Annotated in this window: 14 protein-coding genes; 12 read left to right on the forward strand and 2 right to left on the reverse strand. The window is 72.5% G+C overall.

Annotated elements, in window-relative coordinates:
- Positions 1–22: 22 nt before the first annotated feature.
- Both OVA28_RS12885 and OVA28_RS12890 read right to left on the reverse strand, forming a co-directional pair.
- On the reverse strand, positions 23–667 hold the full coding sequence (locus OVA28_RS12885; RefSeq protein WP_268097246.1) for a class F sortase: 645 nt from the start codon (positions 665–667) through the stop codon (positions 23–25).
- 26 nt (positions 668–693) lie between these two features.
- Positions 694–1,536 (reverse strand): DUF4397 domain-containing protein, encoded by an 843-nt coding sequence (locus OVA28_RS12890; protein ID WP_268097247.1) that lies wholly within the window; start codon positions 1,534–1,536, stop codon positions 694–696.
- A gap of 273 nt (positions 1,537–1,809) precedes the next feature.
- Here OVA28_RS12890 and OVA28_RS12895 point away from each other — a divergent pair, with 273 nt between their 5' ends.
- The 12 genes from OVA28_RS12895 (at position 1,810) to OVA28_RS12950 (ending at position 12,326) form a co-directional block, all read left to right on the forward strand.
- Complete coding sequence (locus tag OVA28_RS12895; RefSeq protein WP_268097248.1) at positions 1,810–2,112, forward strand: flagellar FlbD family protein; 303 nt, start codon at positions 1,810–1,812, stop codon at positions 2,110–2,112.
- Between the two features lies 1 nt (position 2,113).
- Complete coding sequence (locus OVA28_RS12900) at positions 2,114–2,932, forward strand: motility protein A (protein WP_194660963.1); 819 nt, start codon at positions 2,114–2,116, stop codon at positions 2,930–2,932.
- A 2-nt stretch (positions 2,933–2,934) separates the two neighbouring features.
- Positions 2,935–3,969: an OmpA/MotB family protein gene (locus tag OVA28_RS12905; RefSeq protein ID WP_268097249.1), complete on the forward strand. Its 1,035-nt coding sequence runs from the start codon at positions 2,935–2,937 to the stop codon at positions 3,967–3,969.
- 67 nt (positions 3,970–4,036) lie between these two features.
- A complete protein-coding gene (locus tag OVA28_RS12910; RefSeq protein WP_194660961.1) occupies positions 4,037–4,915 on the forward strand; it encodes a flagellar motor switch protein FliM in 879 nt (292 codons plus the stop codon).
- The gene (gene fliN / locus OVA28_RS12915; RefSeq protein WP_268097250.1) at positions 4,912–5,625 is read left to right on the forward strand and encodes a flagellar motor switch protein FliN; all 714 of its coding nucleotides are present in this window, start codon (positions 4,912–4,914) and stop codon (positions 5,623–5,625) included. Before OVA28_RS12910 ends, fliN begins: the two co-directional genes overlap by 4 nt.
- Before the next feature lie 5 nt (positions 5,626–5,630).
- The gene (locus tag OVA28_RS12920; RefSeq protein ID WP_268097251.1) at positions 5,631–6,215 is read left to right on the forward strand and encodes a FliO/MopB family protein; all 585 of its coding nucleotides are present in this window, start codon (positions 5,631–5,633) and stop codon (positions 6,213–6,215) included.
- Positions 6,212–7,033 (forward strand): flagellar type III secretion system pore protein FliP, encoded by an 822-nt coding sequence (fliP, locus tag OVA28_RS12925; RefSeq protein WP_071275561.1) that lies wholly within the window; start codon positions 6,212–6,214, stop codon positions 7,031–7,033. Before OVA28_RS12920 ends, fliP begins: the two co-directional genes overlap by 4 nt.
- Positions 7,033–7,308: a flagellar biosynthesis protein FliQ gene (gene fliQ / locus OVA28_RS12930; protein ID WP_194660957.1), complete on the forward strand. Its 276-nt coding sequence runs from the start codon at positions 7,033–7,035 to the stop codon at positions 7,306–7,308. The genes fliP and fliQ overlap by 1 nt, the downstream gene beginning before the upstream one ends.
- Positions 7,308–8,084, forward strand: coding sequence for a flagellar biosynthetic protein FliR (locus tag OVA28_RS12935; protein ID WP_194660956.1), 777 nt, complete (start codon positions 7,308–7,310; stop codon positions 8,082–8,084). The genes fliQ and OVA28_RS12935 overlap by 1 nt, the downstream gene beginning before the upstream one ends.
- 3 nt (positions 8,085–8,087) lie before the next feature.
- Positions 8,088–9,299 carry an EscU/YscU/HrcU family type III secretion system export apparatus switch protein gene (locus OVA28_RS12940; RefSeq protein WP_194660955.1) on the forward strand — a complete coding sequence of 404 codons (1,212 nt, stop codon included), beginning with the start codon at positions 8,088–8,090 and terminating at the stop codon, positions 9,297–9,299.
- Positions 9,296–11,350 carry a flagellar biosynthesis protein FlhA gene (locus tag OVA28_RS12945; protein ID WP_268097252.1) on the forward strand — a complete coding sequence of 685 codons (2,055 nt, stop codon included), beginning with the start codon at positions 9,296–9,298 and terminating at the stop codon, positions 11,348–11,350. Before OVA28_RS12940 ends, OVA28_RS12945 begins: the two co-directional genes overlap by 4 nt.
- Entirely contained in the window at positions 11,325–12,326 is a 1,002-nt protein-coding gene (locus OVA28_RS12950) for a hypothetical protein (protein WP_268097253.1), read from the forward strand. Before OVA28_RS12945 ends, OVA28_RS12950 begins: the two co-directional genes overlap by 26 nt.
- Positions 12,327–12,557 lie beyond the last annotated feature (231 nt).

Genomic DNA, 12,557 nt, shown 5'->3' on the forward strand with positions numbered 1-12,557 from the left:
GCGGTGGGGAGTCGGGGATCGGTCACAGCGGTGTCGCGGTGACGACGAGGTTGCTGCGGTAGTGGTGCGTGGTGGTGTCGAACGTGCCGCCGCAGGTGACGAGCACGAGACGCCGAGGTCCGTCGTGGTCGAACACGCTCGCCCAGGGCACGCCGGTCTTCGCGAGCAGGTCGACCGTCGCGACGGCGTACCGCGTCGTGGTGCCGTCCTCGCTGGTGACGGTGACCCGCGTACCGACGGGCACGTCGACCAGGTGCGCGAACGGGCCGATGCCGTACCCGACCGCGTCCACGTGCGCGGCGAGGACGGTGGAGCCGGCCGCGGAGGACGGGGTCGAGCCGAACCGCCACCAGCCGGCAACTGCCGGGTCCGCGGGGAGTGCCATCGCGCCGGTGGGGTCGACGCCCTCGGGCTGGACGGCCTGGTCGATGCCGAGGGCCGGGACGGCGACGCGCACGGGGGCGACCACGACCGGCACCTCGTCGGGGAGCGCCGCGTCGCGCAGGGGCACGGCGGTGGAGAACGCCGACGGTGCCGGTGTCGGCGCGGCGGCCGCTGACGACCACGCACCGTCCCCCGAGAGCGAGCGCCCGCCGGGGACACGGTCCGCCGACGAGCACCCGGTCAGGCAGGCCAGGGCGACGGCGGCGGCGAGGGGGACCGCCACCGCCGCCCCGACCCGGTGGTGCACGGTCAGCGCCGTGCGGCTCGGACGGCGCTCACGCGACGTCGGAGGACCAGGAGCGCCAGCCCGGCGAGGACGACGGCGCTGCCGCCGATCACGAGCGGGGTGGTCCCCGTGCCGTTCGTCGCGACGAGTCCGGCGTTCCCGGCCGGCACGCCGTTCGGGTCACCGCCGAGGTCGCTGATCGTCTGCGTGGCGAGCATCAGGTTGTCGTCCTCCAGGCTGCCCCACGCGTACACGATGGTGTCGGCACCCGCGGCGACGGCGACGTCGGCCGGGCCGATCACCGGAGCGGTCGTCCCGGTCGCCGCGACCGTGGCGGACACGGTGCCGGCCGGCAGCACGAGCGCCTGCTCGTCCGGGTTCGACAGGTTCGACACGACGGCCTTCCCGCCCGCGAGGACGTCGACCGCGGGTGCGGCTGCGACGTGCCGCACGACGAGACGACCCTGCCCGGCGGGGACCGCGGAGGTGTCGTTCGTGAAGACGGTCGCCGTCGGGGTGCCGTCGGCCTTCAGGTGGGCCACCGCGGTGGAGTTGCTGCCGGCGGCGAACGACACGTCGGCCGGGCCGATGATGGGCTTCGAGTCGTCGGTCGCGTCACTCGCCGTGATCGCGAGCGTGTGCGCCCCGGCGGCGACGGACATCGGTCCGGCCATCGTGCCGGGCGTGAAGTCGTCGATCGCCCGGGCGCCGTCGAGCCAGACGTCGACCGTGGTGTCGGGGACGGCGTGCAGGACGCTCAGCGTGGCGTCGCCGGGTGCTGCGGTCGCCGCGGTCGCGGGGACCGCGATCGCGAACGCCGCGAGCAGTGCGCCGGCGCCGATGCCGGTCACGAGGTTCTTGCGCATGGTGTGCCTCCAGGTCGGCCGTCAGGCCGGGTCGGGTGGGCGTCGTCATCGACGCCTACCCCCACTACCGTCCGGAGGGCCCGCCCGGATGCACCCGCCCGGGATCTGCCGGACGGGAGGCTCCTGCCGGACCCCGCCAGGAGCCTCCCGTCCGTGTCGTCACTAACGGGGACACGCCGACGGCCGATAGAGCGCACTGACCACCCACGGACGGGTGGTCGGACGACCTGCCCCACGGACGGTGGCAGGTGAGACACCCCAGGGACGGACCCCATGATCGTCGTCACACGACTCAACGGCAGCGGCTTCGCTGTCAACCCCGACCTCGTGGAGCGCATCCAGGAGACGCCGGACACGACCCTCATCATGGTCGACGGCGCGAAGTACATCGTCCGCGAGTCGATGGCCGAGGTCATCGAGCGGATCGCCGCGTACCGCGCCCGCATCGTCACCATGGCCTACGGCACCGAGCCGCGCACCGTCACCGGGCCGCAGCCGACGCTCGCTCCCGTCGCCGCCCTGCACGCGGCGCCCGCCCTGCACGCAGCGGCCTGGACGCAGGACGGGGGTCGCTGACATGGACATCGCGACGATCGTCGGCATCCTCCTCGCCTTCGGCGCCCTCTTCGGCATGATCGAGATGGAGCATGTCGAACTCGGCGGACTGTTCCTCCCCGCGCCGATCCTGCTCGTGTTCGGTGCCACCATCGGCGCCGGGGTCGCGAGCACCACGCTCAAGGACGCCATCGCGAGCTTCAAGGCCGCGCCCAAGGCCTTCACCGGCAAGGTCACCCCGCCGGCGTCGGTGATCGAGGACGTCGTCGGCCTGGCCGAGGTCGCCCGCTCGAACGGCCTGCTCGCCCTGGAGCAGGAGGCCGAGAAGCACGACGACCCGTTCATGAAGAAGGCGCTGCAGAACATCGCCGACGGCACCGACGGCGACGAGCTCCGGATCCTGCTCGAGGACGAGATCGAGTCGAACGCCGCACCGATGCGCAGCGCGAGCTCGTTCTTCATGGGCCTCGGCGGGTTCGCCCCGACCGTCGGCATCATCGGCACCGTCGTGTCGCTGACCCACGTGCTCGCCAACCTCGGCAAGCCGGACGAGCTCGGCCCCCTCATCGCGAGCGCCTTCGTGGCGACGCTGTGGGGCCTGCTCACCGCCAACTTCATGTGGCTGCCGATCGGCGGCAAGCTCCGCAAGCTCGCGCAGCTCGAGTCCGACCGTCAGACGCTCCTGATGGAGGGGCTGCTCGCGGTGCAGGCCGGCAGTCAGCCCCGCCTGCTCGGGGAGCGGCTGAAGGCCATGGTCCCGCCCGCCGCCCGCAACGACACCGGCGGCAAGGGCAAGGCGGCCAAGGGCGCGACGGCCGACGACCAGCAGCTGGCGGCCTGACGATGAGCGCGAACCCCCGCGGCCGCGGTCGTGGTCGGAAGAAGGGCGGGCACGACGACGCCGAGCACCCCGACGAGCGGTGGATGGCGTCCTACATGGACATGATCACCGTGCTGATGTGCATGTTCCTGGTGCTCTTCGCGATGTCCACGGTCGACCAGGAGAAGTACATCGCGCTGAAGAACTCCCTGGCGACGGGCTTCGGCGAGGTGAAGTCGCAGAAGGTCGACACCGCGAGCGGCACCGTCGTGACGAAGGACCAGGTCGAGGACGGCTCCGGCTACTCCACGGACAAGGCCCAGGCGGACCACTCGACGGCGGCGTCCGGGGCGAAGGACACGAACGTCGACCCCGCGTCGACCGTCGTGCCGGTCACCGCGACGAAGAAGGACCTCGCCGCGGCGGAGCAGGAGCTCGACGACCTCAAGGCCATCCAGAAGGCCATCACGGGCAACCTGCAGAAGGCCGGGCAGACCGCCAACGTCACGTTCACCGTCGACGCCCGCGGGCTCATCGTGCGCCTGGTCGGCAGCGAGACGTACTTCGGCACGAACAGCGCGGACCTCTCCGGTCAGGCCAAGACGATCATGGACGCCATCGCGCCGGTGCTGAAGACCGCCGGGCACGACGTCAGCATCGAGGGCCACGCCGACCAGCGGAACTCGACCGCCCCGTACGCCACCAACTGGGAGCTCAGCTCGGCCCGGGCGACCGGGGTGCTGCGCGACCTCGTCGAGCGCGGCGGGATGCCGGGCGACCACGTGCAGAGCGTGGGGTTCGGGTCGAGCCGTCCCCTGGCGACGGGGGAGACCGACGCGGACCTCGCCCTGAACCGCCGGGTCGACATCGTGGTGCTGTCGAACCAGGACCAGGACGTCAGCTCCCTGATGCCGGCACTGGCCGCGGCGCAGGACCACGCCCGCGGGACCGGCGGCAGCGCCGCCGCCACCACGACCACGACGGAGAAGGCGACGACGACCAAGGACACCGCGGCAGCCGACACCCACGGCGACTCCGGGAGCGATGCCGGGCACTGACCGCCCACCGCCCCACTACGGGGTACAGCACTGACGGAGGACACTCAGGCGGCCGATAGACGCCTCCGTGACCGAGACCCTGCCCGCACCCGAGGTGTACGACTTCGCGCGCCCCTCGACGCTCGCCCGCGAGCACGCCCGGGTCCTCGAGCTCGCCTTCGAGACCTTCGCCCGACAGTGGGGCACGCAGCTGACCGCGAAGGTCCGCGTCGTGAGCCAGGTCACGTGCGAGCAGGTCCAGATGATGACGTACGACGAGTACGCCGCGTCCCTGCCCGCACTGACGGGCATGGCACTGCTGCCGATCGTCGACACGGCCCCGAAGGGCGTGCTGCAGGTCCCGCTCGACGCCGCCCTGACCTGGGTGTCGCACGCGCTCGGCGCCTCGCGCCCGCTGCCCACCCCGGACCGCACCTTCACGCCCATCGAACAGGCCCTGGTCCGCAAACTCGTCGAGGACGCCCTCGACGACCTCCGGTACTCGTTCGGCGGCCTGCTCGCGCAGGACATCGGCGTGAGCGGCTTCCAGTACAACAGCCAGTTCGCCCAGGCCGCGCAGAAGGGCGACCTGATGATCGTCGCCTCGTTCGACATCCGCGTGGGGGAGCGCATCGCCCCCGGCACGCTGGCCCTGCCCGCCGAGGCCGTCCTGCCGCAGCTCGGCGAGGCCGCGGCGACCGTGACGCCCGCCGACGCCCGAGCGCTCCTCGACGTGCAGCTCGCCAGCGTCCCCGTCGGCGTCGCCCTGCACTTCGCACCCGCCACCGTGCTGCCGTCGCAGGTGCTGCGGCTCGCCGTCGGCGACGTCCTGCCGCTGCCCCACCCGCAGCACCGTCCCCTCACCATCGCGGTCGACGGCGAGCCCGTCGGCACCGCCGCCGTCGGCGCGAACGGCTCGCGCCTCGCCGGCATCGTCGTCACCACCACATCGGAGCAGCCCGCATGACCGCCACCACCACCCTCCACACCGGCGCCGCCGAGGCACTCGTCGGTCAGCTCCCGACGACGGTCCCGCTGCACGCGTCGGTCCTGCCGGGAGGCTCGACCCCCGCCGGCATGCAGGCCGCGGTCGACGGCGTGGTCGCCTCGTTCGTCGGCGGGCTCTCCGCGGACCTCGCGCTGGTCCTCACCGACCTCGACGGGGTCACCGCCGCCGGCGGCACCGACCACGGCCTGGTCGACGTCACCGACGTGCTCCGTCCGTCGCTCGAGGCCGCCGCGTCCGTCCTCGGCGTGGGCGTCCTCGGCGAGGCCCGCCGTGAGTCCGCCGCGTCGCTCTTCGCCGACGCCGACACCGTCGTGTTCGAGCTCACCGCCGGCGGCGTGCCCGGTGGCTGGTTCGCCGTGCGCATCCGCGAGAACGGCGTCCTCGGTGCCACCACCCAGGCGCCCGCGCTCGGGATCCCCAGCGGGAACCTCGGTCGCATCAACAACGTCGAGATGACCCTGACGGTCGAGATCGGCCGCACCCGGATGTCCGTCCGCGACGTGCTCGGCATGGAGCCCGGCGCGGTCGTCGAGCTCGACCGATCCGCCGGTGCCCCCGCCGACGTGCTGCTGAACGGCCGCCTCATCGCCCACGGCGAGGTCGTCGTCGTCGACCAGGACTACGCCGTCCGCATCACCAAGATCCTCGACGTCGCCGAGACGGTCTGACCCGCGTGGACACCCTCGTCATCACCCTCCGCGTCGTGCTCTCGCTCGGCGTCGTGCTCGCCCTGATGTGGGTGCTGCACCGCCGCATGGCGAAGGGGCAGTTCGGCCGGGCGAAGGCCAGGGGTCGTCGGTCCGCCGCGATCGAGGTCGTCGGCCGCACCGGCATCGGCGGCAAGGCCAGCGTGGTCGTCGTCGACGTGGAGGGCGAGCGCCTCGTCCTCGGCGTGACCGAGCACGGCGTGAGCCTGCTCACGAGCGGCGAGGCCCCCGCGCCCGAGCTCACCATCGTCACCGGACCGGTCCAGCTGCCCGTCCGCGCGACCCAGGCCGCGACCTCGGCCCCGACTGCGGTCCCGATGCCGACCCCGTCGGCGGAGGCGTTCCGTCAGGAACTCGCGCTGCAGGACCAGGCCGCCACGAGCCTCCCGTCCGCTCCGGCGGCAGAGCCGCTCCCGATGCGTCCGCGCAACCGCGACCGTCGCCCCCAGCGCACCGTCGTCCCCACGTCCGCGCAGCTGCAGGGATCGCTCCTGTCCGCCGACACCTGGCGGCAGGCCGCCGCCGCGCTGCGCTCCCGGCGGGCCGGGTGACCGCGGCGCGCGGTGCCAGGCTCGTCCTGCTCGCGATCCTCGGCGTGGCGGTGGTGGCCGGGTTCCTGATGCTCACCGCGACCGGCGCCCACGCGGCCGGCGTCGTCGAGCCCACCGCTCCCGCGACGCCCACCGCCCCCACCGGCGGCGGCTTCTCGGTGAACGTGAACGGCCCGGACGGGGCGCCCTCGTCCGCCGTCGTCACGCTGATCGGCATCACGCTGCTCAGCGTCGCCCCGGCGCTGATGCTGATGATGACGTCGTTCACGAAGATCTTCGTCGTCCTCGCCATGACCAGGAACGCGCTCGGCCTGCAGTCGATCCCGCCGAACCAGGTCATCGCCGGCCTGGCCCTGTTCCTGTCGCTGTTCGTGATGGCCCCGGTGATCGGGCACATCAACGACGACGCGCTGCAGCCCTACCTCGCCGGACACCTCGACTTCCAGCAGGCCGTCGACATCGGCACGAAGCCGCTCCGCACCTTCATGCTGCACCAGACGCGTGAGGAGGACGTGGCGCTCATCACCCGCGCCGCCGGCCTCGACAACCCGAAGACGCTCGCCGACGTGCCGATGACCACCGTGATCCCGGCGTTCATCATCTCCGAGCTCCGCAGCGCGTTCATCATCGGGTTCGTCATCTTCATCCCGTTCCTCGTGATCGACCTCGTCGTGTCCGCGGCCCTGATGTCGATGGGCATGATGATGCTCCCACCGGTGATGATCTCGCTGCCGTTCAAGGTGCTGCTGTTCGTGCTCGTCGACGGGTGGGGGCTCATCATCAAGTCGCTCATCGAGAGCTACCAGGTGGTGCACTGATGGACCAGCAGGCGGTCATCGACCTCGTCCTCCAGGCACTCGTCGTCGCCGGCAAGCTCGCGGCGCCCGTGCTCGTCACGTCGCTCGTCGTGGGCTTCGCGATCTCGCTCTTCCAGTCCGTCACCCAGATCCAGGAGGTGACGCTGTCGTTCGTGCCGAAGGCCCTCGCGGTCGCCGTCGCGCTGGTCGTCTGTGGCAACTGGATGATCTCCGAGATGATCGGGTTCACGCACTTCGCGTTCGACCAGATCCCGAAGCTGCTCGGGGCCGCCTGATGGAGCTCGCGATCGACTTCGACGGGCTCGAGGGCACCATGCTCGCCGGCGTCCGGCTCATCGCGTTCTTCATGATCGCCCCGCCGTTCTCGTACAAGGCGTTCCCCGCCACGGCGAAGCTCATCCTGGCGCTCGGGCTCGCCGTCGGGGTCGCCCCGCGCGTCACCGCCGGGTACACCTCGCTCGACACCGGCGCCTTCCTCGTCGCGCTCGTCACACAGCTCGGCGTCGGACTCGTCCTCGGGTTCCTGGTGTACCTGGTGTTCTCCGCCGTGCAGTCGGCCGGTGCCCTCATCGACCTGTTCGGCGGCTTCACGCTCGCGCAGGCGTACGACCCGCAGTCGCAGGTGAACGGTGCGCAGTTCACGCGCCTGTTCCAGATGGCGGCGCTCGCGCTGCTCTTCGCCAGCGGCGGGTACCAGCTCATCGTCGCCGGCATCGTCCGCTCGTTCGATGCGGTGCCCCTGGTCGACGGCACCGGGCACGTCGGCACGATGGCGTTCGGCGGCGTCGCCGGGCTCCTCGTCGCGGCACTGTCGCAGATGTTCCTCGCGACGCTGCAGATCGCCGGCCCGCTCGTCGTCGTGCTGTTCCTCGCCGACGTCGGCCTCGGCCTGCTCACCCGCGTCGCCCCCGCGCTCAACGCCTTCCAGATGGGCTTCCCGATCAAGATCGGCCTGACCGTCATCTTCGCCGGGGCGCTCTTCATGGCGCTGCCGTCCGTGGTGTCCAGCCTGACGGGTGACGCCGTGCAGGCGATCACCGGGAGGGGGTGAGCCATGTCCGACAGCGGTGAGAAGTCCGAGAAGGCCACCTCCAAGCGGATGAAGGAGGTCCACAAGAAGGGCCAGCTCGGCCGGTCCCAGGACCTCGGCGCGTGGATCGGCATCGCCGTCGCGGCGCTGATGATCCCGGCCACGATCGGCCGCGCCGCCGGTGCCGGGCAGGAACAGCTCGACGCCGTCAAGACCGTCATCGCCGACCCGTCGATCGGCACCATGCGCGGCGTCTTCGAGGACGCGATGGGATCGATGGCGGCGACGCTCGGCCCGCTGCTCCTCGTCGTGCTCGTCGCCGTCACCGCGACCGCCGTCGCCCAGGGCGGCGTGCACGTCCGCTCCATCGCCCCGACGCCCGAGCACTTCGACCCCGTGCAGGGCCTCAAGCGGGTCTTCGGCACCCAGGCGCTCTGGAACGGCGTCAAGGCCCTCGTGAAGACGGCCGTCGTCGGCCTCGTGCTCTGGTTCGCCGTGCAGGGACTCGTGCCCGTCCTCATGACGAGCGGGTCGCTGCCCCTGTCGGCCGTGCTCGGCGCCGCCGGCGAGGGCGCGGGGACGCTCCTCCGCGCCGCGATCGCCGCGGGCCTGGTGCTCGCCGCGCTCGACGTGTTCGTCGTCATCCGCCGCAACCGCAAGCGCACCATGATGACCAAGCGCGAGGTCAAGGACGAGAACAAGTCCGCCGAGGGCGACCCGCACGTCAAGGGCCAGCGGCGCTCCCGCCAGCTCGCGATGAGCCGCAACCGGATGATCCAGGCGGTCGGCGACGCGGACGTCGTGATGACGAACCCGACGCACTACGCCGTCGCGCTGAAGTACGAGCCGGGCAAGTCCGCGCCGCGGGTCGTGGCGAAGGGGGCCGGTCCGGTCGCCGACGTCATCCGTGCCCGCGCCGAGGAGTCCCGCGTGCCGATCGTCCGCGACGTCCCTCTCACCCGCGCCCTGCACGCCGCGTGCGAGCTCGGCCACGAGGTCCCCGTCGACCTCTACACGCCGGTCGCCCGTGTGCTGTCCTTCGTGATGGCGCTCAAGGCCAGGGGAGCGGCGGCCGGCACGCACGCACCGCCCCGGCCCACCACGCCCGACGAGGTCGCCACCGTGCTCGACCCCGCGACGCTCACCGGGGACCTCAGACCCCGCAAGCTCCGCACACCCCGACCCACCACGAACCCGACGCCCGCCGCGTCCACCACCCAGGGAGTCCCCGCATGAAGCTCAAGGACCTGCCGAAGCTCGCCGTCCCGGTGCTCATCGTCGGCATCATCCTGCTGCTGATCCTGCCGGTGCCGTCGTTCCTGCTGGACTTCCTGATCATCTGCAACATCCTGCTGGCGCTGGTGATCCTGCTCACGACGCTGTTCGTGAAGAAGCCGCTCGACTTCTCGGTGTTCCCGTCGCTGCTCCTCGTCGCGACGCTGTTCCGGCTCGGGCTCAACGTCGCGTCGACCCGGCTCGTGCTCGGCGAGGGGTTCGCCGGCGACGTCATCCAGGCGTTCGGGCACGTCGCCGTCTCCGGGTCGATCATCATCGGCGCGGTGATCTTCCTCATCCTCATCGTCATCCAGTTCGTCGTCGTGACGAAGGGCGCCGAGCGCGTCGCCGAGGTCGGGGCGCGCTTCACCCTCGACGCGATGCCGGGCAAGCAGATGGCGATCGACGCCGACCTGAACGCCGGGCTCATCACCGACGCCGAGGCCAAGGAGCGCCGCGCGTCGGTGTCCGCCGAGGCCGACTTCTACGGCGCCATGGACGGTGCGTCGAAGTTCGTCAAGGGCGACGCCATCGCCGGCATCCTCATCATCGTCATCAACCTCATCGGCGGCATCGCGATCGGCATGCTGCAGAACGGCCTCTCGGTCACGGACGCGCTGTCGAAGTACGGCATCCTGACGATCGGCGACGGCCTGGTCACCCAGATCCCCGCGCTCCTGATGGCCGTCTCGACGGGCATGATCGTCACCCGCTCCGGTGCCGAGAGCGAGATGGGCGCCTCGGCGACGAAGCAGCTCGGGCAGTCCAGGAACGCGCTCATGATCGCCGGCGTCGCCGCCATCGCGATGGGCTTCATCCCCGGGATGCCGATCGTGCCGTTCCTGCTCGTCGGCGCGACGCTGCTGTTCACGAGCTGGCGCATCGGGCAGAACACCGCGAAGGCCGAGGCCACCGCGGCCGAGCAGCAGGCCCTCGCCGCTGCCGCACCGTCGGGCGACACCACCGAGGACCTCGTCGAGCAGATGCGCGTGCACGCCCTCGAGATCCAGCTCGCCCCCGACCTGGTCGACATGGTCTCCGGCGCCTCGGACGACCTGCTCGGCCGCGTGCGGGCGCTCCGCCGCAAGATCGCGATGGACATGGGCATCGTCGTGCCGCCCGTCCGCACGCGGGACAGCATCGAGCTGCCGCCGTCGACGTACGCCATCCGGATCGCCGGCGTCGAGGCCGGTCGCGGCACCGCCCCCGCGCGGAGCGTCCTGGCCCTCGGCGACCAGCTCGACGGCCTGCCGGGCGACGCCACCGTCGAACCGGTCTTCGGTCTGGCCGGCAAGTGGGTCCCCGCCGAGCTCCGGCACGCGGCGGAGATGACCGGCGCGACCGTGATCGACCGCGTGTCCGTGCTCGTCACCCACCTGCAGGCCGTCATCGGCGACAACGCCGCCCGCCTGCTCACCCGCGAGGACGTCAAGGTCCTGGCCGAGGGCGTCAAGCAGGTCAACCCCGCCGCCGTCGAGGAGCTCGTCCCCGGCATGCTCTCGATGGCCGAGCTCCAGCGCGTGCTGCAGGGGCTGCTCGTCGAGCGCGTCCCGATCAACGACCTCGGCCGGATCTGCGAGGCGCTGACGCTCCGCGCGAAGGTGTCGACCGACCCCGAGGGGCTCGTCGAGTCCGCCCGCGCCGCACTCGGCCCGGCGCTGCCGGCACGACACCTGGACCAGGGCGTCCTCCGCGTGATCATGATCGACCCGCTGCTCGAACAGGCCATGCTCGAGGGGCTCCGGCCGTCCGAGCAGGGCACCCAGATCGTCCTCGACGCCCATCGCATCGAACAGGTCCTCGGCTCCGTGCGCGACGCCGTCCGGAGCGTCGAGGAGCAGGGCCTGTCCGCCGTGCTCGTCTGCGCCCCGCAGCTCCGCCCGGCCGTGCACCGCATGGTGTCCGCCCAGTCCGACGGCCTCCCCGTGCTCTCCTACCAGGAGGCAACGGCGGCGGGCTCCACCATCGAGACCGTGGGAGTGGTCCGTGCCGCCGACCCGATTGCAGCGTAGCGGCGCGACGCTCGACGACGTCCGCGACGCCGTCCGAGCCGAGTTCGGCGCCGGCGCGCGGATCATCGCCGCCGAGCGCGTCACCAGCGGCGGTGTCGGCGGGCTCTTCCGCCGTGCGCACGTCGAGGCCACCGTCGAGGTGCTCGACCCCGACGAGGTCCCGACCGCCCGCGTCGCCATCGCCGACGGACCCGCCACCCGGATCGGGATCGCCGCGCTCCTCGCCGACGCCGACGAGGCCGAGGCCCGCATCGCCAGCGGTGACGGCGCGCGCGAGGCCCGGGCCGACGCGTTCGCGTCCGTGCTCGGCGGGTTCGCCGCCGACGGCATCGCCCCGGCCGCGCCCAGCGGCCCGGTCCCCGTCCTCGCGACCGTCCTCGCGACCGGCCCCGCGCCCGTCGCAGCGCCCGTCCCGGTGCCGGAGGCGATCCCGTTCCCCACCGACCCCGTCTCGGGGTCGCGCCCGCCCCTGGAGGCCGCGCCGGTCCTCCTGGCCGGACCGACTGGAGGCGCGGCTCCCGTCCACGACCTCACCACGCGTCGCGGACGGCGTGCGCTGGCCGCGGGGCGGCCCCCGGTGCCGCCGGTCCTGTCGGGTGACGGCGACCTGGTGCTGCTGGTCGGGCGCGGCGCCGACGTCGACGCTGCCCGTGCCGCGTTCGCCGCGCGGCACGACCTGCGGGAGACCGACGCCCTCGACCGCCGTGGCGGGATCCTGGCGCGGGCCGACGGGGTCCGCGCGGGCCACGCGCTGCTCGGTGCCGTCGCCTGGGACGACCACGCGGCGCTCGAGGGCCTGGCGCCAGACCAGGTGTGGGTCGTCGTCGACGCGGGGCGGAAGCACGAGGACTCGCTCCTCATGGTGCACGCCGTCGCCGCGGTGGTGCCGGTCGCCGGGGTGCTCGCCGTCGGCACCCGGGAGACGACCACGCCGGACAGCGTGCACGAGCTCGGGCTGCCGGTCCGGCCGCGCTGACGGTGAGCCGGCGTTCCGTTTGCGCGGTGACGGATCCGGTTCACGATCTCCGACGTTCGCCGACCGGATCCGTCATGTCTCGCTTCGGGAACCGCCGTCCGGTCGGCTGACCGCCGCGCCGGTCGCGCCGGTCGTGCGGGTCGTGTCAGTCCGGCCGGTCCGGCCGGTCCGGCCGCGCGGACGGTGAGCCGGCGTTCCGTTTGCGCGGTGACGGATCCGGTTCACGATCTC

Origin of the sequence: Curtobacterium sp. SL109 (genome assembly GCF_026672405.1) — a bacterium.
In the GTDB taxonomy this organism is placed as follows: Bacteria; Actinomycetota; Actinomycetes; order Actinomycetales; family Microbacteriaceae; genus Curtobacterium.

Excerpts from the sequence above, each read along its gene's own strand:
- OVA28_RS12890 (WP_268097247.1), bottom strand. The coding sequence starts at position 1,536 with ATGCGCAAGAACCTCGTGACCGGCATCGGCGCCGGCGCACTGCTCGCG.
- OVA28_RS12895 (WP_268097248.1), top strand. The coding sequence starts at position 1,810 with ATGATCGTCGTCACACGACTCAACGGCAGCGGCTTCGCTGTCAACCCC.
- OVA28_RS12900 (WP_194660963.1), top strand. The coding sequence starts at position 2,114 with ATGGACATCGCGACGATCGTCGGCATCCTCCTCGCCTTCGGCGCCCTC.
- OVA28_RS12905 (WP_268097249.1), top strand. The coding sequence starts at position 2,935 with ATGAGCGCGAACCCCCGCGGCCGCGGTCGTGGTCGGAAGAAGGGCGGG.
- fliN (WP_268097250.1), top strand. The coding sequence starts at position 4,912 with ATGACCGCCACCACCACCCTCCACACCGGCGCCGCCGAGGCACTCGTC.
- fliQ (WP_194660957.1), top strand. The coding sequence starts at position 7,033 with ATGGACCAGCAGGCGGTCATCGACCTCGTCCTCCAGGCACTCGTCGTC.
- OVA28_RS12935 (WP_194660956.1), top strand. The coding sequence starts at position 7,308 with ATGGAGCTCGCGATCGACTTCGACGGGCTCGAGGGCACCATGCTCGCC.
- OVA28_RS12940 (WP_194660955.1), top strand. The coding sequence starts at position 8,088 with ATGTCCGACAGCGGTGAGAAGTCCGAGAAGGCCACCTCCAAGCGGATG.
- OVA28_RS12945 (WP_268097252.1), top strand. The coding sequence starts at position 9,296 with ATGAAGCTCAAGGACCTGCCGAAGCTCGCCGTCCCGGTGCTCATCGTC.